Annotated in this window: 19 protein-coding genes; 6 read left to right on the top strand and 13 right to left on the bottom strand. The window is 55.7% G+C overall.

Annotated elements, in window-relative coordinates:
- Positions 1 to 139: 139 nt before the first annotated feature.
- Together DW355_RS06655 and DW355_RS06650 are read right to left on the bottom strand one after the other, a co-directional pair.
- A complete protein-coding gene (locus DW355_RS06655) occupies positions 140 to 844 on the bottom strand; it encodes a hypothetical protein (protein ID WP_131278667.1) in 705 nt (234 codons plus the stop codon).
- 12 nt (positions 845 to 856) lie between these two features.
- Entirely contained in the window at positions 857 to 3,031 is a 2,175-nt protein-coding gene (locus DW355_RS06650) for an ATP-binding protein (RefSeq protein WP_131278665.1), read from the bottom strand.
- A gap of 276 nt (positions 3,032 to 3,307) precedes the next feature.
- On the opposite strand from DW355_RS06650, the gene DW355_RS06645 reads away from it, so the two are divergent.
- Both DW355_RS06645 and DW355_RS06640 read left to right on the top strand, forming a co-directional pair.
- Positions 3,308 to 3,799 (top strand): helix-turn-helix domain-containing protein, encoded by a 492-nt coding sequence (locus DW355_RS06645; RefSeq protein ID WP_347562749.1) that lies wholly within the window; start codon positions 3,308 to 3,310, stop codon positions 3,797 to 3,799.
- Between the two features lie 445 nt (positions 3,800 to 4,244).
- Positions 4,245 to 6,485, top strand: a complete 2,241-nt coding sequence (locus tag DW355_RS06640) for a type I restriction enzyme HsdR N-terminal domain-containing protein (RefSeq protein WP_131278663.1) — start codon at positions 4,245 to 4,247, stop codon at positions 6,483 to 6,485.
- A gap of 213 nt (positions 6,486 to 6,698) precedes the next feature.
- On the opposite strand, the gene DW355_RS06635 is transcribed toward DW355_RS06640, so the two are convergent.
- The 8 genes from DW355_RS06635 to DW355_RS06600 all read right to left on the bottom strand — a co-directional run bounded on the left by DW355_RS06635 (position 6,699) and on the right by DW355_RS06600 (position 14,227).
- Positions 6,699 to 7,520 (bottom strand): hypothetical protein, encoded by an 822-nt coding sequence (locus tag DW355_RS06635; RefSeq protein ID WP_131278661.1) that lies wholly within the window; start codon positions 7,518 to 7,520, stop codon positions 6,699 to 6,701.
- A gap of 74 nt (positions 7,521 to 7,594) precedes the next feature.
- Positions 7,595 to 8,059: a hypothetical protein gene (locus DW355_RS06630; RefSeq protein WP_131278659.1), complete on the bottom strand. Its 465-nt coding sequence runs from the start codon at positions 8,057 to 8,059 to the stop codon at positions 7,595 to 7,597.
- A 75-nt stretch (positions 8,060 to 8,134) separates the two neighbouring features.
- Entirely contained in the window at positions 8,135 to 9,541 is a 1,407-nt protein-coding gene (locus DW355_RS06625) for a CBASS cGAMP synthase (protein WP_131278657.1), read from the bottom strand.
- On the bottom strand, positions 9,541 to 10,536 hold the full coding sequence (locus tag DW355_RS06620) for a CBASS cGAMP-activated phospholipase (RefSeq protein ID WP_131278655.1): 996 nt from the start codon (positions 10,534 to 10,536) through the stop codon (positions 9,541 to 9,543). The genes DW355_RS06625 and DW355_RS06620 overlap by 1 nt, the downstream gene beginning before the upstream one ends.
- 220 nt (positions 10,537 to 10,756) lie before the next feature.
- Positions 10,757 to 12,310 carry an ArnT family glycosyltransferase gene (locus DW355_RS06615; protein WP_131278652.1) on the bottom strand — a complete coding sequence of 518 codons (1,554 nt, stop codon included), beginning with the start codon at positions 12,308 to 12,310 and terminating at the stop codon, positions 10,757 to 10,759.
- The gene (locus DW355_RS06610) at positions 12,307 to 12,738 is read right to left on the bottom strand and encodes a GtrA family protein (protein WP_242671316.1); all 432 of its coding nucleotides are present in this window, start codon (positions 12,736 to 12,738) and stop codon (positions 12,307 to 12,309) included. The genes DW355_RS06615 and DW355_RS06610 overlap by 4 nt, the downstream gene beginning before the upstream one ends.
- Positions 12,735 to 13,700 (bottom strand): glycosyltransferase family 2 protein, encoded by a 966-nt coding sequence (locus DW355_RS06605; protein ID WP_131278650.1) that lies wholly within the window; start codon positions 13,698 to 13,700, stop codon positions 12,735 to 12,737. Before DW355_RS06605 ends, DW355_RS06610 begins: the two co-directional genes overlap by 4 nt.
- Before the next feature lie 23 nt (positions 13,701 to 13,723).
- The gene (locus DW355_RS06600; RefSeq protein ID WP_165493139.1) at positions 13,724 to 14,227 is read right to left on the bottom strand and encodes a phosphatase PAP2 family protein; all 504 of its coding nucleotides are present in this window, start codon (positions 14,225 to 14,227) and stop codon (positions 13,724 to 13,726) included.
- Positions 14,228 to 14,234: 7 nt separating this feature from the next.
- Between DW355_RS06600 and DW355_RS06595 the strand changes: the two genes are divergently transcribed.
- From DW355_RS06595 to DW355_RS06585, 3 genes are all read left to right on the top strand, one after another.
- Positions 14,235 to 14,819 (top strand): hypothetical protein, encoded by a 585-nt coding sequence (locus DW355_RS06595; protein ID WP_165493138.1) that lies wholly within the window; start codon positions 14,235 to 14,237, stop codon positions 14,817 to 14,819.
- A gap of 219 nt (positions 14,820 to 15,038) precedes the next feature.
- Positions 15,039 to 15,566: a hypothetical protein gene (locus tag DW355_RS06590; RefSeq protein ID WP_131278644.1), complete on the top strand. Its 528-nt coding sequence runs from the start codon at positions 15,039 to 15,041 to the stop codon at positions 15,564 to 15,566.
- 311 nt (positions 15,567 to 15,877) lie between these two features.
- On the top strand, positions 15,878 to 16,579 hold the full coding sequence (locus DW355_RS06585; protein WP_131278642.1) for a MobA/MobL family protein: 702 nt from the start codon (positions 15,878 to 15,880) through the stop codon (positions 16,577 to 16,579).
- A gap of 202 nt (positions 16,580 to 16,781) precedes the next feature.
- On the opposite strand, the gene DW355_RS06580 is transcribed toward DW355_RS06585, so the two are convergent.
- The 3 genes from DW355_RS06580 to DW355_RS06570 form a co-directional block, all read right to left on the bottom strand.
- Complete coding sequence (locus DW355_RS06580) at positions 16,782 to 17,126, bottom strand: hypothetical protein (RefSeq protein WP_131278640.1); 345 nt, start codon at positions 17,124 to 17,126, stop codon at positions 16,782 to 16,784.
- Between the two features lie 61 nt (positions 17,127 to 17,187).
- Positions 17,188 to 17,463: a helix-turn-helix transcriptional regulator gene (locus DW355_RS06575; RefSeq protein ID WP_242671315.1), complete on the bottom strand. Its 276-nt coding sequence runs from the start codon at positions 17,461 to 17,463 to the stop codon at positions 17,188 to 17,190.
- Positions 17,464 to 17,916: 453 nt separating this feature from the next.
- A complete protein-coding gene (locus DW355_RS06570) occupies positions 17,917 to 19,359 on the bottom strand; it encodes a tyrosine-type recombinase/integrase (protein WP_131278638.1) in 1,443 nt (480 codons plus the stop codon).
- A 410-nt stretch (positions 19,360 to 19,769) separates the two neighbouring features.
- Here DW355_RS06570 and DW355_RS06565 point away from each other — a divergent pair, with 410 nt between their 5' ends.
- Positions 19,770 to 21,005, top strand: coding sequence for a type II secretion system F family protein (locus tag DW355_RS06565; protein WP_131278636.1), 1,236 nt, complete (start codon positions 19,770 to 19,772; stop codon positions 21,003 to 21,005).

The following is a 21,005-nucleotide window of genomic DNA, read 5'->3' as shown; positions in this document are numbered from 1 at the left end:
CCGGAGGGATGTCGGGAGCAAAGTGCGTCTTGCGACACTTTGCCCCTTGACGGAAAGGGTAGGTGGAAAACGGTCCGACTGATTCGGATCGAATTTCACAGAGACCATTCATGATTTTTTCTGGTGTTACACACATCAGCTAGGCAGACCAAAGTGTCCCAAGCCGCAGCCCTGTCACGAAACTAGCTGTAGTCGCTAGCCACACTGGGGCCATCCCAGTAATTGCCCGCTCTGAAAAAATGAAGGACGTCCAAGCGGCTTTCAGCAGGTACCATGCTCGCAGCCAGAAAGGAAGCGAGTAGCTCACTTCGAATTCTTTGCTATCAAGCACGGGCTCTACACGATCGGCCTTGCTGAAAAATTCCAAGTTGATCTCCGCGACACCCGAGAAACGCCAAGTCTTACCACTGTCGTACCCCTGCGGCTTTACGTGGACGTGGTGTAAAGCGTCAGGTGTTGCCTTGCCTGACACAGCAAAGGTGCGTATACCAAAGTCCACTGCGTCGGCGAGTGGGTGACGCATTTGCTTTCGACTAGCAGGTGCATCTTCAATGCGTTTCATGTAAGCACCGACTTGCCAATGTAGGTCAGTCAGGAACCCATCCCCTAACGTACTGAATGCTTCTTTGCCTCCGCCTATGAAGTGAAAGCGCATTGCAAGGTAGATCAGTACCCCGGCGATCGCCAGCCACACTCGCAATGGCTCGGCGGACCAACTCGTTGATACGAATTTTTCCGTAACCGCCTTCATTGGCAACTCCAGCCACGCGAAAAGCAGGATGGCCGAACTGAAAGCCACCAAATTGCGGCGAACTTTAGGGTCTTCGTCGTCAATATCTGTCATGTCTCTCCCTACCTAGTTTCTATGCCATGAATGGAAAGGTAACGAAAAAAACGCGAGCTGGACTTGCCTTGACTTTGCCTCAATGGCGTGAGCTGCTGGTAGCTGGGTGATCCAGGGTTGACCTGTTGAACCATGCGGCCGAACGTGGCACTGCTGACGTAAAACGCCTTGTTCTTGCTGTTCAACGCCGCAAAGAAGTTGTTGTAGGCAGCAATCTAGTTCAAGGAAGAAGTCATTTTGCCGCCACTGGTTCCGCCCCAGAAAGGCAGGCTGCTGTACGGCGATGGGCTCAATGAACTTGTTCAACTCTTCCTGCTGTGCCACAAGGAACGGAGCTTCCTTTACCTTTTCATAGAGCTTCAGAAGGCGTTGTTCAGCCCGGTTCAAGATAACGCTGTACAGCAAGGGTTGAATCTTCACCTTGTCGTTGTCTTCCGTGCGGGTGCCGCCTTCACCACTCTCAATCTGATCTCCAAGAACAAAACCATCTATCCTCGTCTCCGCTTGGATATAACCCTTCTTCCTCAACTCCTTCACATACTTCCAAATTTGCTCTTTTTCCTTGGACCCGAGTGAAAGCTTGGTGGTCTTCAGATCTACGATGACTAGGTGACCAACGCCTACCTCTTGGTGATCCTCGTTGTAGGATGGAAGCGAGTAAAAACCTGTGCTTCCATCGCCGCGTATCACAAAGTCTGGCCGATTCAATGAAGCCTTGTCAGCCTTACCGTCAAACAACTCGCGGATGACCGTTGTCATGCCCTTGTTTGATGTGAAGTGAATAGATTCAAACTTGTCCCCGAACATCCACAGGCCCTTGGAAAATAGCGGTTGAAGTTCTTTGACTTCATCGATACCTGCTACCTGAATCTTGATCCGAAGTTCGTTAATGACCTTCAGGCGGCCCTGAATTTCGTCAAGAACGACCTTCGCCATGCCAATGGTCCACTGGCTCAGTACTTCGTGAAGAGCGTCGAGGTCATGCGGGTCTTGTTTGTGCAGGATTTCTAGCAAACCATACTGAGACTTACTCTTCTCCAGTTTCGCCAGAATACCTGTCAGTTGCACGATCTCTTGCTCACCGAAGTTCGGGCAGGTATCCACAACCTCATTGACGAACGTGGTCACACGATCCTTGCTCAGAAGAGGAAGGGCGTTGACCGACTGCCCTACTTGCTCAAGGACAGCACTACGTTTCTCTTCGCGTTCGGCCGCATTGGTGTTGTCAATGATTTCCCGAATCTTGTCTTGGACGATTGGCCTGGTCGCTTCCCATGCCGGGTTCATTTCAACGAAGCCCGACCAATCTTCCTTTACGGCGTTTTCCTTATTAAGGAAGTCTGCTTGAACGATAAAGGTAAAGCGTTTGGCCTTCTCTGTTCTACCATCAAGAATGCGTTCAACGTCAGTACCACGCCAACGGCACTCACCCACAGCACGGTTCATCACCCACCACGCTATGCCATGCTGCTTCGTCGTCTTGTCTGCCTTGCGGGTATCAATGTGATAGATCTTGACCGTTCCGTAGTTTTGCACTTCAACTTCTACGATAGATAGAGATGACTTGCTTATGTCGGCAAACGAAATCGGTGATCCATTCAGGATGACCTTGAAGGACGGATTAGCAAGGAACCGCCCACCAAGTAATTCTCTTGCCTGTTCCACCGAAAGATTGATTTGAGGGATTTCTCCTTCCCCGGTGATAGTCGTACCATGTCCCTCTACGTCCTTTTCAATGAACTCCACGAGTTCTGTGATCAGTGGCTTGTTGGGTGTCCTGCTGACCTTGTAGATGAACTTCTGACCGTCTTTAATCGAATTGATCTGGTAGTTCGTGGTGAGGCAAAAGCTGGCGAACCGACCCTTGCCATTTTTGCCGAAGACAAAGCGAGGAAGACCTTCTAAACCTAGTGGCGGTGTTGTTGTGACACCGCCCTTGGCGATGCGGTCATAGGACATGGCACGCCAGATGTAATCGAACTCAGCCTTCGTCATGCCCTTGCCGTTGTCCGAGATGGAGAATTGCTTGTGGTTCTTCGAATTAGGCCAGCTTATGTTGACTTCGGTGGCATAGGCGTCCCAGCAATTTGCGACAAGCTCAACAATTGCCGTACTGGGATTTGTAACGATGGGGCCAGCCCAACTTTCAAGGAACCGGTCTTCGTAGAAAATATCTTCTTGTTGCATTGCTCCCTCCAGAGGCATTTTTATTAGCCTGCACTCTTTATACCTTGATAAACCCAATCGCTGCAAGAACAGGCCGAGGAAGGAAAGTGACTAGTGAATCCACTTTTCGACTCGAAGCAGCCAGCAAGCCTGCAGAATGATCAATGACTGGTTCCGATACCAATAGTCACTAGGGAATCGAGACCAAGTGACCGGAGTCAGCCTCTTCTAGGCGTTCAACCGCATCTCTGTTAAAAGATGATTCTGGTAAGAAACGGCCAGATATCAAATGCTGTGATGGCGTTCACGACTCATCTACTCGATTTTTTTATTGTCTGTACAAAAGCTACCAGGACCGATATGGCAAATATTACAAGCCTTCTGAAATCGGAAATAACACGTCTAGCTCGAAAAGAGATCCGTGCCGAAGTCGAAAGCCTGAAGAAAGCTGCAGCCCAATACCGTAGCGAAATAGCCAAACTGAAACGAGAGCTGACTGCACAGGAGAAGAAGATTTTCAGCCTAGGCAAGAGCGCGACTACTGCCGTCAGTGAGACGCCAAACGACAACCCGAAGCTGCGTTTTCGTGCTGCGGGCTTTGCGAGCCTGCGTAAGAAGCTTGGTCTGTCAGCTGCAGACATGGGGAAAATTCTCGACGTTTCCCTTCAAACCGTTTACCACTGGGAAAAGGGGACATCTAAACCCAGGGCAAGCCAGCTAGAACGAATTGCCGAGGTTAGAAAATTGGGCAGACGAGGTGCGGCAGCAAAATTAGCCGAAACCGAATAATCCGCCTTCGACGATGAGTGATCCGAACCGGATCTTCAGTGTCGGAGGGCAGCTGCGCAGCGATTGCTGCCGGTCGACCGTCCTGATGCGATGGGCGGAAGTGCGACAAAGAGCGGTCGGTACCAACTCAAACATCTCGTCGACCTCGACGCCGAAAGGCGTTAAATGGGGCAGACCTTTCCACCGCATTCACGCTGCTGTTGGCGGCGTATGTCATCGTCAGAGTCAACTGGATGACATAGTTGAAGGACGTCTCGTCTCTATTGCAGCAGGACTCACCCCTGTCGGTTCGGCGTTTGTCCGATACTTGCGCTGAATGCCGACTCAGAGAAAATTTCGAACTGCAAAGGGGTATTAGCGCGTGCCGATAACGACAACCACACCGACAGAGGCTCAACTCGAGTCGCGTATCAACGCGACACTCAGCCGCGTCTTCATTGGAACCATGGACCTGCGCCACCAGCTGCGATTCAAAGTGCAGTTGGGGCACACGGTGTTTGATGCAGGAACCGCGGACTATGTGGAGGGTCGCGCAGACATCCTCGTTTACCAGAAGGAGACCCCGCTTGCGGTCCTGGAGCTGAAGCGGGAAGGACTTGCAATTACGCCAGCCGATGAAGAGCAGGGGCGTTCCTACGCACTTTTGGCTCAGGCGCCCCTTGTGGTCATCACGAACGGAACGGACACGCGAATCTTCCAGACGCATGACATGGCGCGTCTCGAAGGCACGACTCTCGAAGCAGTCGAACTCGCGCAAAGAGTTAAGACGGCTGCCACAGCAGCGCGGACGGGGGTATCGACCGCCATCAGCAAGCTGCTCGGAACGGATCTGGCAACGTCCGCGGTGAAAGCCCTGACCTCGAATGAACTTGCTGAGCTCACTTCGGGCTGGGAAGGCGGCGAGCGCTTTGTAGAGGGCTTCATCGTGCCTAGACGCGCTACGCGGGAGGTGCGGGTGGCACTGCGTTCCGGACGTAAGGTAGCAGTGTTGGCTGGACCTCCCCTCTCCGGTAAGAGCTCGGTCTTGCGCGAACTCGCGCTCACGAGCGACCAGGATGAATGGGACGTGCTTTACGTCGAGGGCTCCTCCTGCGGGGAAGGTCTGTTCCGCCGCCTTGCGAACGTGCTGGCGGCTCAGTTCAGTTGGCCAGCCAGTACGGACGACGCGCGGGTGTGGGTCCGCCAGTTGACGAACAGAGGCGACCGGTTGCTGGTGATTTGCATCGACACACTCCCACTTGCTAGCGCGGTCCTCCTTGGCGAACTGGATGAACTGCTGTGGAGCTTTGGAGACGGATTGCGAGTCGTAGTCTCCTTGGACGAAAACGATCTCGACTCGCTGGTGCTCAAGCCCAATCGGCGTGAGAAGACACGGATCGGTCGGATCAGTTCAACGATCAAGATAGGGAACTACGACGACGATGAGTTCAAGGCGGCAGTGCGGGTACTGGCAGACCTTGGAGGTGGACTCGTCTACGGTGCACAGTACGCTATCGAGCTGCGCGCCCCTTGGGTTCTTCGCGCAGCAGTTGCAGACCAAATGGTTGAAGCTTCCCCAGAGCGTCGAGCGGTCCTCGCTCCGCTTCTCGGGGTCCAGATGTTTGACGTCGCGGACGACAGGTTCTCAGATCTCGGCGAGTTGCGCGACGATCTCAAGCGCCTGACTGTGGCGTACCTGAACGATCTGAATACGAAACGCCACCATGGAGACGTTCTTAGCTCGCTTCAGCTATTCTCGATTCGTCAGAAAGTCGTTCGGCAGCACCTTGACCGCCAGGCGGTTCAGGATCTAGTTCAATCAGGGATCTTGCGTCGCGGCGCGTCATTCTCTGACGAAGCGACGTGGGTCTTCCGAGTTCCGGAGCTATTCGGCCAACAGATTGCGACGCGGATAGCAAGTCTTCTTCCGAAAAAGGTAGGCAAGGACTCGCAAGAGGCTGCCAAGTGGTTGATAGCCATCGGCTCCAAGATTTTTTTTGGCGATGCTATCTGCGCCCATGCAATTTCAAGAGCCATTCCCGATTTGGGAGGCAGGCTGTACATCGAACTCATCAACTCGTTGCTGCGCCTGCCGCCACGCCGAGAGAAATTGCCCGCCGGTTCGCGGATGGTGACTCTCCTGCCCAGCGTGGGCTTGGTCGATGTGAATATCGGACGAGACGGTATGCTGACACTGAGTACCCGAGGAAGCGCAGCGCAAACTCTGACCGTTCCCATTGAAGATGACGACCTCACGACAGTAGCCAATATGGATGGCTGGCTAATACTGTCTCAGCTTCGCGAATATCGCGTAGCCTTCCAAGAAGAGGACGGCAGTTTGTTCAATCTCGCTGCCCCCCTTCTGCTGGAACTGGGTGGTTGCACAGAGGTTCTCAGACGTCCTGGTTCAGATCTTGAAGGGTTTCATACTCACGAGATCGAAGGTGGCTCCATATCCTGCCTCCAGAATGGGATTGCCGAACCAATTACCTGGTCGATCGCCGAACTACTGTCGAAAGACATACCTGGCGTTGATCGAGATGCTTGGGTCAGAGAGGCCGCCGCGAGCGGATCGCCTGCGCTCGTGAATCGCTTGGGCCAAGCCCTCAGTCACCTCTCTAAGCTCGAAGGAATTGGCAACTGGGCCAAGGATATGCTAGCCAACGAGTTCCGACCGGCGCTGGCGGCTCTCCCACAATTCCACTAAGTATCGGGTCAGGTATCCCCGGCGTCCGCTCTCAGGCAAACCGGCCATCAAGAATCTGCGCGCTGACTGGCCGCTTGCAGCCTGAACTGGACCTTGAGCTTTGACCGACGGCTGTGCAGCGATTGCTGCCTAACTCACTAAAAATGGGGCCGTCAGGTTGCGGCCACATACCGGACAGTCAGCGCCAGGGGGAGCGGTGCCTCAACGTTCGAGTTAGGCGTCATTCGGCAGTGTCGCTTCGGGGCCGAAGTTGACTGAATCAAGACTCTGGAGCGGATACTCATCGAGTGGCAGGATTCGATTGCCAAGGAGTAGTAAACCCCACTCCTTGTTTGCCAAGATGCTTGCCGGGGCGCCATTGATCGTCGTTTTCATCTCTGTCCAGATCACTTTCCCTTCCGCTTGCTCTTGAAGCGCGACACGAACTCTGGTCTCTGAGGGGAGGCGAAGATACGGTAGCAAGAGATAGGCGGCACGCGCCGGCGCTAGGAATTGACCGCGCTTCTTGCGAGCCTCTCCCCACAGGTACGGCGAGGCAGGACCGAGATGCTTGCGATCGAAGGCCTTCATTAGACGTACGGCCATTGCCAGGCCACGCAAGACTGTTTGGTATCCGATATAGATTGGACGGTCCTCGAACCATTGCTCTGGCTGTTCTCGATGTGCTATCTCTTGGTTCCGTTTGCGTCGAAACTGTTTTGATATGACGAACTTTGAGAATTTGCTAGTCTCGTTAGTGAGAGAGCCAATCTTCACTGATGCGAAGTAGAAATTGGCTCTCCCAACTTTCTCATCACCTAGTTCCGCCAGATTCGCGATGAGTTCGTCTTTCAGCTTCTGGACCAAGATGTCCAGGTAGGCCAACTCCCGGTTTCCAATGTCTTTTATCGGGTCAGTAGAGCGGATCGTTGCCGCTTGCGCCATCGCGTGCCTGAGCATGACCCAAGTCGTGATCGACTCGCCGACTTGGCCGCGCACGTTGGCGATAAGAACATCCTGGCTTGTCCTGGCGATTCGCAGCTTCTCGTGTGCCACAACGTGTACCCAATGATGTCTAACGTTGGAGGTGAGTGGCGCGCTGCCGGGGCACGTCCGAGTCGACCGACTTGTTAGACCGCATTGCCTTGGATCGCTTCATGCAACCCCGCATCTGCACTGACCAAGTGTTCCAGGAGCAGCAGTGACTTGGAAAGGAGTTCCAAGCTGCGGTCTGGGTCGATCCACTGTCCATGGAACTTGCCTCCGTGGTACAGATTGTTCCGCACCCGACGAATGTGAGCAACCAGCATCTGAGCTGAGCGCTCGACGTTTGGAACCTCAGCCCAGGCAGCGTTCCCATTGACCCACACTTGACGCTTCGGTGGATTTTCGAAGAGATATGTCCGGGCTGCCACGACGTCAGGGTTCTCCGCCTGAAGTAGAAGAGTGCCCACTTCATTCGCGAACCGATCCCACTCGGGCTCGGCTGCGTCCGCGTTCCCGGCGCGACCATAGCCCATTGCCTTCAACGCGTACTCGTATTGAGCGAAAAGCTTGAAGAACCGGAACGCTAGCTGATCGAGTTTGGCGGACATCGGTTTGTGCGGTCTGAATTGCCCCGATTTCGGTAGACACTCCTGCGCGTCAAACCTGAGGCCCAATAGAAGGTGTCACCGGCGTTGGCGGAAACGACTCCGGAGTTTTGTGTACGATGGTTTCGCTGGGTTGCGTGCCACATGCCGAACGTCGCGGATCGTTACCGGCACGCGCCGAACTGCGTAAACCTGCCCGTTTAGGCGAACGACGCAGTCCATAAAGTGTCTGCCCACGTAGGCCGTGTGTTCCTCGGCGCTGAGGAGGCGCATTCCAACTCGTCGGTGTCCCAAGTCGCTCCGCTGATCGGCCTCTTCGCCCTCATTGCGGACTGTCCACTCTACTATCGCGAACTCCGGCACTACATGTGGGTTGACGATTGTGAACGTCAGGTCGCAGTCCTTTGCCACGCCTGGCACTTCGTTACGATGCGTTGCCAAGAGGCGAGGTGGCGTACCTGTGAATACCTTGACTTCAACCTCTGGCAATTGCATGACTGCTCGCCCGAAGGTTTCGTCGACGATTTCTACTTGGTCAGTTTCAGGCAGCGGCATGAGAAACGAGAATGCCTCCGACCAAATGAGTGCGGCCGACACCTCATCTTCAGTGTCGCCAGCGCGGTCGGCGATGTTCTGCAGCGCGGCAAGTCTGGGCAGAAATCCATCCCACGCATCCGAAGACATCCGATTGAGATCTTCGTTCTTGTCTACCGGATTCTCGATCCTGCGGTCGTCGAACAATCGGTCGTGCATCTTCTTGATGATCGCAATGAGCGCAGTATCATCAGTCAACCCGAGAATGCGCTCCATCCACAAGACCTGATAGGCTTCAGTGGCGACGACTGTCAGGAAGATTGATGACGGCCGGGAGTCGGGAGCGTCGTCAAAGGAGACCGCTGCCCAGGCCTTGAGGTATCGAACAAGCCGCCGAAGCTGATCACGGTCATCGCCGCTGGCGGCGTCCTTGAACCACTTGTAGAGTTTCTTCGGATCACTGTGTTCCCACTTCCCCGACAGGCAGGCCAAGCGCCGTACGTCGGAGTCCGTGTTGAGGTGGTAGACCGGCGTGTCGATGTGAAACTGTCGAACGTATGACGCGCGAGAACAACGTTCCTTGGGCGGCACCTCCACCTTCTTCAACTCTTCGCACGCCTTCTCATACTCAAGAAGTTCGGCTTGAACCCAGTTCCGGAGTTGCTTAGGCGTTGGTTCTGCGTCTTGGTCGTCGTCCCACTCGAAGTACAGGCCAACGTCAACGTCATACTCTTCGCCGTGGCGAACCGGCTTGATGAGCGTTCCGTACTTGTAGGAGCCCTGAAGCCACGTGGAGATGGCGTAGCCGTGCTTAGCAAGCATCTCTTTCAAGTAGTCGGCGAGGTCGTTCCACTGCTGCTGCAGGAACTCTCGCTGCTCCGCCGTCGGGGTGACGCGCCCGATAAGCGTCTGATCGGTGTTCCCATTGAACAGCTTAGACGCTTGGCCCATCAGTTTTCCTTCGCGAGTTTGAGTTGCGGTTGATGTACCAAGTAGTCCTTTAGGCGGTTGCTGAGTACATCCGTTGTCGCCTTATCTGCAAGGGCCTTCAAGGTCATTCTGGCGGCTTCGGTCGCGACGTCTAACCCCAGGTCCTTGGTCTGCTCTTGCGACGGCTCGTGGTCTAGCCGGAAATAGCGATCCTGCAGTTTGTGCTGAATGAGCTGATCTACAAACTGCTGCTGCGCGGAAATAGTGACAGAAAAGAGGCGCTGGTCTTCCATCCAATCTGCAATCCCGAACTGTCGGCCAGAAGCAAAGGAAACTGAGTAGCTTTTTGTCGTAGTACCTATACTCAAAATGCGTACTGCATCTGTTGGCACATTGAAGAAGTATTCAGCCTCGTGCAGTGCCAAGAGATCAGGAGCATTCGCGAACAGGCCACCATCGGCATACAGGTTTCCGCCCAGTTCCGCTAGTTCAAAAAACGTTGGAGCCGCGGCTGTCGCCAGTGCCACGTCTACCGCCTTGAACTTCCAATCGCGGGCCCATTCCTCTTTGTGGCGCGTCTTGAAGACCTGGGGTTTTCCTTGGGTCACATTGACCGCTGGAATAGCAACTGCATGCTTTGCATCGTTCAGCGTTGCGTCTTTGTCAAGGAGCTTCGAGATGGCTTCGCGAAGTGGGGCTGTAGAGTAGCGAGGCTTGCGGGCGTGCTGCCAAAGATCCCATCCTTTGCCAACTTTTGTCGAAGGTGGATCGTGCGGCGGGAAGATTGCCGCGCCATACTGCTCGAACACTTCCACAACCTGCTTCATCGGGACTTCAAAAGCCACAGCTAGGGCGACGATGCCGCCGATGGACGTGCCGCAGGTCAGATCGAAGCGCTGGCCGATTGGCACACCAACGTGCTCCTCGATGACTTGGAGGGACCTAGCCGTGAACAAGCCACGATAGCCTCCGCCCGTGAGCGAGAGCGCTTGGAAAGGGGTTTCGTTCGTCCACATCAGGGCACCGGCTCTCCTATTCGACGCCTACGGTCGGCGAAATGCGCCCAACAGGATAGCTGAATTAGCTATCAGACCTTCCAAGTTGACCGCTTGCGCCAAATGCAGTCATTGGAGTACTGAAATGCAAAGACTGCAACCAGCCTTGAGCTGCCCTATCTCATGCAGCATCAAAAGCAGTCATTGCCTGGGTGTTGGCATTTGACGATGCAGATTTTTGCTATTGCCTCTCGTCTTTTAGCAATCTTAGAAGTTTGTAGCCTCTGTGCTCCCCCACATCTTGCGCCCGTCTATCCAGTCCCGCGCCCCATCGCTTCCACTGCGATTTCTGTAAAGCCAGAAACTGAGTCCCCGTTGTTGAATGAATGGCCGGTAGTCGCTCCAGAATTTTCCGTGCACTCCCATCCTTTGTCTGGCCGACGCGCACGATGCGTGCCTGCCCGAGCGAATAGAACAATGCCGAGTAGTTCCCCGACCCGATGAACACGATTTCATCGTCAGGCCTTCGACGCTCCTCATATGCGGCGATCACGTCCTTTGCCGAGTTGTGAATTTCAGGGAATCCCAGCACCGCAACAGTAAATGAAACACTTGCGGCGAGCAAGCCGCTGCCAATAATGGCGTTCACTCGGTGATCACGTGAATCTCTAGCCAGCCACAGAGCCATCAATGCAAATGCAGCCGGCAAGCTCGGCAAGACGTAGGTCCACAAGGTATTACGCGACGCAGTAAAAAAGAAACAGGGCGCGATCGCCCAAGCCCAGAGATACCAGCGCAGCGATGCAGAGCCCAATGGCTTCGCATCCTGCACTGGTGGGTTCTGTGCCGTTTCATTTTTTGCCTTTGCTCGTCCAGGCAACAGCGCTAGCAGCAGAAAACTCCATGGCAGGCAGGCGGCCAGCGCGAAAAGCCAGACCGCTCCACGAGGCTCGACGTGCGCGGTGCCGTAGAGGTCACCACTCCAGCCTGGTTGGGTGAATCGGTGCCAGTGCTCGCCGATCAGGAAATAGTTCAGGAATCCGGGTGTACGCCATTCGGCCAGCGCGTACCAAGGCACGGCCATCAACAACATCAAGGCCAGACCTCGCAGCCAAGGCAACCGCTTACACAACCAGATCAGCTTGCGTCCTATACCCGGGACGCTGCTTTGATGTGGTGAGACGAGCCAGGCTAGTACCCACAAGCCAATAGGCAGGCCCGCGAGTATGAGGGCCACTGGCCCCTTGGCGAGCAGCCCCAGACCGAGACCTATGAAGAACAACCAGCCCTCACGCTTCGCTACCTTGAAGCCATCCGTTCGCGTGATTGCAAACCAGAAGCCACGCATCGCCAGGACCAGGCCAACGAGCAAAGCCATATCAGTCATCACCGCGCCTGCGGCCACGAAATAAAGCACTGAACCGATCAGCAGAGCCAATCCCAGTTGAGCCGTTCGGGCGCTGTAGAGCCGCAGCCAGCTCCACATGAGCCAGGCCACCAGCGCAGCACACAGGAAGTGAGGCAGTCGCGCAGCCCACTCATTCACACCGAACAGCTGCATGCTCCCGGCCGTTAACCAGGTGGAGAGCGGCGGCTTGCCCCAGAACGGCACGCCTTCGGCATACCAGGGCGTGATCCAGTCGCCGGAGGCCACCATCTTGCGCGCGATCTCCGCGTAGCGTGCTTCCGTCAGATCCGACAGGGGATAGAGCCCCAAGGTAATCAGGCGCAACAGAACGGCCAATGCAATCAGCCAAGTCAGGACGAGCGACGTTTGTGAGGCTGTGTTCTTCATGAGGGTGTTTCTTGAGAGGGGGGCACGGACGCTGAGTGGCGAAAGGCCCAGAGACGACTTACCAGGAAGGTCAATCCAGCCTGGGTGACGAGAAGAAGTGCGAGCAGCAGGTCATAGGGCAGCGCCGTCGTGTGCAACAAACCGACGTATCCCAGTTCGTTGACGGCGAAGCCGCTTACTGAAATCAGAAAGAAGCGCCAGGCCGAACGCTTCCAATCCGTGTGTGCATGACGGAACGTGAAGGTGTAGTGCCCGGCAAACGAAACCCCGAAAGCCAGCACCCATCCCGCCAAGTTGGCCGCTGCTGCCGGCAGACTCCATGCCTCAACCAGCCACACAGCCAAGCACCAATGCATAGCAGTGGCGGTAACACCCACAGCCACGAAGCAGGCAAGCTGTCGCAGAAGCAAGCGCAGCGGCAAGCTCATGCCTCGGAAGTAGGTGCGTCCCCGGCATCCTGCCGATGCACCGCACGCAACAGATAGACCGGACGCTGCTTGGACTCTTCGTGGATACGCCCGATGTATTCGCCCAGCACCCCTACGCTGATGAGCTGCACACTGCCGAAGAAGAGGATTGCAACCAGCAGAGACGCATAACCCGGCACGTCCACGCCATGCACCAGGGTGCGGACGACTACGAAGAGCGCGTAGCAGGCCGTTGACAGTGCCCCCAGAGCACCCAGGTAGGTCCACATGCGCAAAGGGACAGTGGAGAAAGAGCTGATGCCGTCCAGTGCCAGGTTCCAGAGCTTCCAGCCCGAGAACTTGCTTGTGCCCCCAGCACGAACCGGGCGCGTGTACTCCAGCGTGACGGTCTTGAAGCCGACCCAGGCAAACAGCCCCTTCATGAAGCGGGTCCGCTCGGGCAAAGTTTTGAGCGCTTCCAGCACAGGGCGCGCCATCAACCGGCAGTCCCCCACGTTCTCTGGGAGCGGAACCTTTGCCAGGCGGTTGTGGAGCTTGTAGAAACCCAGCGCGCTCATGCGCTTGAGCCAGCCGTCGCTACTGCGATCCGCCCGCTTGGCAAGGACCATGTCCGCGCCGCTGCTCTCCCACAGCGCCAGCATGCGAGCAATGAGCTCAGGCGGGTCCTGCAAGTCCGCATCCAGCACGATGGCCGCATCGCCCATTGCCATGTGTAGGCCCGCCGTCATGGCGCTTTCCTTGCCGAAGTTGCGGCTCAACTCCAGGACGATCAAACGAGGGTCGATGTCCTTGTAGGCAATCAGCCGTTCTAGCGTGTCATCCCGACTCCCGTCGTCAATGCAGACGATCTCGAAGCTATAGCCAGGCAGAGCATCCAGGACAGGATGGATGGCCTGATAGAAGGCATCCACCCCCTCGGACTCGTTGTAGAACGGGACGACCAAGGAAATACGCTTCGGCATTGCGTGTTGTCCGTTTCGGGGTCTTAATCCAGACTCAAGACGTAACGCAGCGCGACCTGCCCCCTGTCTACGGAGACCTGCACTTGCGCCTTCTCGTCCACCAAGGCCCAGGTCCAGGCCGTGGCGATGGAGGCCCCGACCAGAACGTCACCCAGGCGGTGCCTCTTGGCCTCGATGCGCGTATAGCCCGTGAACACGGCCAGCGCATAGGGACCCACAGCCCGTTCCAGTCCATAGCGTCGATGGATGAACGTGGCGCCACTGAACGCGGCGGCCGTGTGCCCGCTGGGAAAACTGTCCTTGCGGTCCCCGTTTTCGTAGTCGGGGCGCTGCACCGGTAAAGAGGACTTGATGGCGTAGACCGTCGCCATCGTGGCGGCAAAGCTGTAGCTCCACTGAGTGACACCTTCGCTACCCTCCTCATTGGCAGCCATGCCCAGGGCGTAGGCCGGCACGATGACCTGGGTCAGGTCACCGACGCTTTCCAGGCCAGATTGGGCAAACGACAGTCCAGGGAAACATGACAAGAGGGTAATGCTGAAGAAGGGGCAAACCTTTGATTTCATTAGCGAGTTCATCGCCATGAATTATTACTCAAAAGTAATGTATCTGGTTGGTGTTTTACCTTTTGGTAATGGCGCAACAGAATTTGCGTCACCCATGAGCAGCCCTGAGAAGCCCACAAAACCCGACGAGGAGAACCGGCGTACCCAGCTTCAACGCTGGATCGACGCGCATTTCCAGGGCCGGATGGTGGACTTCATCGCCTCGACGAACGACGGCGAGCGCCAGATCAACCAGGGGGAACTGTCCGCCTTACTGCGTAAGAAGGCTTTCGGGGAGCGCCGCGCCCGCGCACTGGAGCAGCAGGCAGGGATGCCGCGCGGGTATCTTGATTGGACGGGTGACGCGCCTGTTCCCAAGCCGATGATGCCGGCCGCAGATGCGGGAACGACCTGGCCATTTGCGCTGATCAGCTATCAGCGCGTGATGACGCTGCAATCACGGCTGGGGCCGACGTTGGCGCGTGAAGCGCTCCAGGACATCGATGAGCAGATGGACCTCGTCCTGACCAAGTGGGAACGACGGGCGAGGCGAGAGCTACAGCAGAGCAAGTAGCGGCACTCGCGCACTTTCTGACCGGTAGGGAAATGCCATCCCTCGAAGCGCTGCCCTGACAGCGCAGTTCAAACATGCAGATCCCGCACTGATTGATTTCAGAAATTCGAACTGTCCGGTTTGAGCTCTGGTGAACAGCCTGTGCACTTTGTGACGGATGGCGTGGTCCGTGTGATTGAATGCAATCAGTGGTCACAAGTCATTGGGAGCAACGTCCGCATGCCCGACCTCACCGATCTCGAAGTGAAGCTGCGCTTCTACTGGCGCACGGCATTGCGACGCCAGTTTCCCGGCTATATCGGAGCGGTCAGGGTTTCGATCAAACCTCCTGCTGGGATCTCTGTTGGCAAGCTGGATCGGCTGGTGTTCAAGGTCCCAGAGCTCTATGAAGACGGGCAAGAGGTTCTACGCGTCGACTCCTTTCACTACCACCGGGTGGTCTCACCAGGAGTAGCGATACCAAGCAAACTGGTCGACAGGAACGTACTGAGCTTTCGATTGATTCAGGGAGCCTGGCGAGCAGGCATTTTTGAGTTCCCCGGTCTCCACTTGAAGAGACACGAAATCGAACGCCGTGTTCGGTACGGGGTCATCACTCAGATCGAAGAGGTGATTGACCGCTACATGAACAGTGAACTGCCAGAGAATCGACGCCTATCGACGCAAGACGTGAAAGCTCAGGAAGTTTTCGTCTTGCTGGGAATACCGGAAGCAGATGACAAGAGACTCTTTGACTCGTATGTTTGACATCGCTCGGTCAACGTACTGTGGCTTGTCATAGATCTATCCTGTCTGATAAAAAATATGCAGCAGTGCACGCCTTCACAGAAGGCGATTAACTCTGCTGAATCTTGAGCAGTGGTACACCTCGTAGTATTTTTTTACTGCTTCGATATCTGTATGAGGAGTGATACAGGATCTTGAATAGACGAGTAGAGGGTGAATATCCGACGCGCACTTACCCTTTCTCTCAGATCAACGGAAAAACCTCCGATGCAAAGGCCTGTGCACATACGTGCGCAGGCTTTTTTCATTCCAACTACAGAAAGGTTTGTTTCATGGCAAGTTTTCACCACAGAGTCAAAAGCGGGAAGAAGGGTAATGCTGTTGAGCACGTGAGCTACATCACCCGTCAAGGAAGATTCGGCACAAGAGAGGATCTGGTCTTCAGTGGGCATGGCAACATGCCAGCATGGGCAAAGCATGACCCGGTGAGTTTCTGGCGCGCAGGGGACAAGCATGAGCGCGCTAATGGCGCGGTCTACCGGGAGCATGAAATCTCGTTGCCCGAAGAGCTTACGAAGAGTCAGCAGCTTGAACTGGTCGATGAGATGGTCAATGAGATCGCAGGGACAAAGCCATACCAATTCGCGGTTCATGAGAACACATCGTCACTGGAAGGCCGCAGCAACACGCACCTGCACTTGATGTTCTCGGATCGGATGCCCGATGGCATTGAGAGAGCACCTGAAAAAACATTTCGTCGATTCAACTCGAAGAACCCTGAGCTTGGCGGATGCAAGAAGGAAAGCGGGGGAAGGAACATGCTGGAGCTGCGGCTTGAACTAATCGAGATGCGCAGGCGGTGTGCCGAGCTGCAAAATGCCGCGCTTGAGAAGTACGGGCACGCAGCGCGAGTTGATCACCGGACACTCAAGCAGCAAGGTATTGAGCGCGAGCCAGAGCGTCACTTGGGGGCCGCCAGGATCAGAAAAATGACCGGGACGGAAAAGCAGCAATTCGTGACGGCACGGAGATAAATCGGATTGTGTGTGTTTCTTACGTTCCCGTTTATTGGAAGCAGCTTGAACACTTTGCCCAGTGCCCAGATCGATCGGAATCGGTATACATATCTCAAAGAATCGTTGAGAACCGTCGGGAATCGCGCACCCGCCCTCACTGTTCTCGCAAAAAAAATGCCGACCCTGCAAGGTCGGCATTTTTATCAACTCCAAGACAGATTCACAGGCGACTCATCGGGCCGCTTCGCGGAAAGTTATTGAATGGCCCCCAGGAAGGAGGACGATCGTAGGGTTGCAACGGGAAGTGAGACGCGGGCATAGGAGGAGCGACAAAGTCAGGCGGCAAACCAAGTGTGCGTTTTGCGGCCATTTCGCTGCGAATGCGCTGAAGAGCGGACTTCATCGCAGCAAGGGTGCCGTTTGTACCAAGCTTGCCATTGATCGCCTTCAAAATCACGTCGAGAGGCGTGCCATCCCGAATTGCCTCGTCGATGGCTGGATACATACGGCGAATGTAGGCGGAGAAGCTCATATAGGAGGAACTCAGTGTACGAATGGTTTCCATGCATCCCTCGAAATCCGGGATAGATTGTGACGACGGCGTAAACGTAGACATTTCTTGCACCTCACTCGTCACGCTGGACGGTTTTGGCCTTGAGCCATTGAGAGACCTCTGCCTGGAGCCACCCGCTTGCGCGAGGCCCAAGTTTGAGCGGCTTGGGGAAATCGTTATTCCGCACAAGAGCGTAGATCGTCGAGCGCGAAAGACCGGTGTAGTGACGAACACCCGGGAGGCGGATCACTTGGGGAGACATTTCTGAATTCAGCATGGTCAAAAAAAAAGGTTGCAGAATGACATCCCTCCTTGCGGAGAGCGTTTTCTCGCTGGCCACTTCTTTCACGATGCAAGTGGGCCTTGTTCGTAGGCGAGTACTGCGAATGAAAATGCACACGGCACGGCAGATCCGTGATGCAAGGCAAAGGAATTGAGGGGCAGCGTGCATGCATAGCGCGGCTATGCGGATGTTCATATGTCTCTTTCTGAGCTTGAACATCAATCCCACCATCTTGGGAGGTGGGGAACAGAGCAGACGCCCTGTTCGATACGCTTCTCAACGAGACCGCTGGATGTGTTCGCGAGTCTCTAATGTGTCGGAGATTGAAGGCTGCTCGGGTCGCCAAATCTCAAATTTTTAGATTCTGTCCGAGGGGGTGCAGCCTTGGACGAGCCTCTCATACTTTCATGGTCGCGTAATGTTTTGCGAGCGCTGAACCAACTGAAGCTTGAAGAGTGGTGAAACTGTAGCACACAAATTTGCACGTGCGTAGACCCCTCTGGCCGCGCCGCACTTCAATCATGTAAGCAGTTGTTCTAGATGGTTACCCAGCTTCTCCCAAGCATGTCGGGTTTCGTCGGCATAGTCGTAGTGCATGTAATGTCGGCGGACTTTGCTGCCAGGCAAGACATGGTTTTGACACCGATCAATAACCTCAAGAGGCACATGCAGCATCTGCATCATTGTTGCAGCAGTACGCCGAAGATCATGTGGCGTCCAAGCACCATTTCCCCCTTGCGACAACACTAAACTGTCATCGTTACGCCTGTTCTTCAACTGCGCTCGTTTCTTGAATCGACATTGCCTGTCGCCAATTTGCTTAGAAACGGATTTCTCACAGACATGCGTATCCGTGGGCTTTTTCGAATGAAGCCCGATGCCAGCACTTCGGGCCGGGAAGCACCACTCGCTCCGCCCAGTCAATTGATGCAGCGCTTTGAACTGATTCAAAGTGAATTCGGAAAGATAGACCAAATGGTCTGGTGTACCACCCCGAACTTGTTTGGCATTCTCCGAAGGTATAAACCACTCCCCTTTCTTCAAGTCAATGTGCTCCCAGCGCGCTTTCAGCAACTCTCCAATGCGACAAGCGGTGCTTAGACAAATCCACAACGCAAGCTGCGTTTCCTTTTTCAGCGGGTGCTGAGCCTTGTGCTTTTCTCCTTTGGGTGCATCCTCGTATGCCTCCTCCATGCTCTTCAGGATGAGCTGAAGCTCCCGTATTTCGTCAGCATCAAGAACTCGATCTCGCGCCTTGCGCCCTTTTTTTCCTGGCGGAAGAAGCTTTTCAAATTCGATCAAGTCCATCGGATTGCCATCTACCATCAATCCGCGCCAGGGCTTGCGCTTTTCCGCCCACGAAAATAATTGCACCATATCCGCACACACGCGATCAGCCATGCTGCAGGCATCACGTTTGATCATTGCGCGCAGAAGCTCACGAATATGATGTTCGGTGACACTCCGGACAGGCATATCCCCGATAGCTGGTAGTACGTCTTTGGTGAACTCGCGGATCAAATCAGCGTTGTCACCCTTGCGCGCTACTCCATCAGCGAGCCATGCTTCGTACATAGCTCGCACAGGTAGATTCTCGACCGTCTGCCGTTCAGCCTCATCAATAACGGCTTTAACTTTCGCTTGCGCTTCAATGCGCCCTGCTTTGCGTTGATCGCTGGGATTGACGCCGGTTTTGACCAGTTCCCGCGCACTGTCACGCTCACGCCGGATTGCTTCGAGACTGGCATCCGGCCATGTACCGCAGTAGAACCATTTGAGCTTACCTTCCCATTTGAAGGCATAGCGCCAAGCGATAGTCAGTGAACCATCCTGCTTCGCTCGCACCTCCCCATTCAAGCCATCGCCATCATTGAGCACATCTCCCGTCCAATCATTTGGCACGGCTTCAAGCTCCTTTACTGTCCACCTCCGGCCTTTACCTTGCCTGGGATAGCGAGTCATGAATCTTGCCCTCCATGGGTAAACCCATGGGTAAACCAGAAATCGGCTTTCAATGAATCTTGCTGGATACCTTTGCACATTCGAAAAATTATAAGTCATTGATTTACAATGACAATATGCTCCAAAGACGTTTTTTAACGTCCTAGGAAATTTGGCTGTTAATTTGTTCGGGACGAAGGGGTAGGAGGTTCGAATCCTCTCATTCCGACCAAGCAATTCAAGGGTTAGCAGCCAAGTGGCCGCTAACCCTTTTCCATTTGAGATGCCGGCAGGCCGGTTTGAAGCAAAAAGGACGGATCGGCAAACCCACGGGAACTGCCGTGCCCCCGCACGGGCCCAGTCTTGCGGATTCCATTGCCAAAACAGGGGGCCCGTTACAAGCTCGAAACCGATCGGTGATGATGCACGCCATGCCTGATGCCGCCTTGCCAGCCGACTCAACGTCAGTTCCCCGCGCCGTTCTCTACGTCTGGGAGGGAGAAGATGCGGCGGGTCGCCTGGTGCGGGGTGAGTTGCGCGCGGCCCATCCGCGCGAGGTACGGGCGGCCTTGCGCCGCCAGGACATCTTGCCCACCCGGATTCAGCGGCGCTGGTGGACCATTCCGACGCGCCGGATCACCACCAAGGACATCGCCGTCTTCACCCGCCAGTTCGCCGCCATGGTGAAGGCTGGCGTGCCCTTGCTGCGCGGCTTCGACATCGTCGCGCACGGCCATGCGAACGCCAACCTGACCCTGCTGTTGCTGCGCGTTCGCGCCGACGTGGAAGCAGGCGCCACCCTGAGCGCGGCCTTCGGCAGACACCCGCGCCATTTCGACCGCCTGTATTGCGGCCTTGTCGAGGCGGGTGAAACGGCGGGCATGCTCGATCAGATGCTGGAGCGTTTGGCTCTGCATCTGGAGAGAACGCTGGCGCTGCGCTCCAGAATCCGCGCGGCCCTGATGTACCCGGCCGTTGTGGTCGGCACGGCCCTGCTCGTGGTGTCGGTCATCATGGTGCTCGTGATTCCCGCCTTCCACGATGTGTTTCGCTCCTTCGGGGCGGACCTGCCCGGCCCGACACTGCTGCTCATCGCCTTGAGCGATTTCCTGGCGCGCTGGTGGCTGCTGTTGCTCGGCATGCTGGGTGTGGGTGCCTGCGCCACCGTGCATGCGGTGCGCCACCACCCCACGCTCCAGGCCCTGCGGGATCGCACCCTGCTCGGCCTGCCTTTGTTCGGTCCGCTGATCAACAAATCCTGTCTGGCGCGCTGGACGCGCACCCTCGCCACCCTGCACGGCGCCGGTGTACCAATGGCGCAGGCACTGGCCACAGTACGGAGCGCTGCGGGCAACCGTGTCTACGAGGAAGCCACCGACCGCATCCGACAAGAGGTCGGGCTGGGCAGCAGCCTGGCCCTTGCGATGGAACGCAGCGGCGCCTTTCCGCCCCTGGTGCAGCAGATGTGCGCCATCGGCGAGGAGTCCGGCGCGATCGATGCCATGCTCGCCAAGGCGGCCGACTTTCACGAGAACGAAGTCGGCGATCTGGTGTCGGGGCTGTCCAGCCTGTTGGAACCACTCATCATCCTGGTGCTCGGGCTAGTAATCGGCGGCATCGTGATTGCCCTGTACCTGCCGATTTTCCAGCTGGGCCAGATTGTCTGA

It is taken from the genome of Hylemonella gracilis (assembly GCF_004328645.1).
Lineage (GTDB): Bacteria > Pseudomonadota > Gammaproteobacteria > Burkholderiales > Burkholderiaceae_C > Hylemonella > Hylemonella gracilis_B.
Note: the sequence above shows the minus strand (reverse complement) of the source record. Positions and strands in the feature narration are given on the sequence as shown.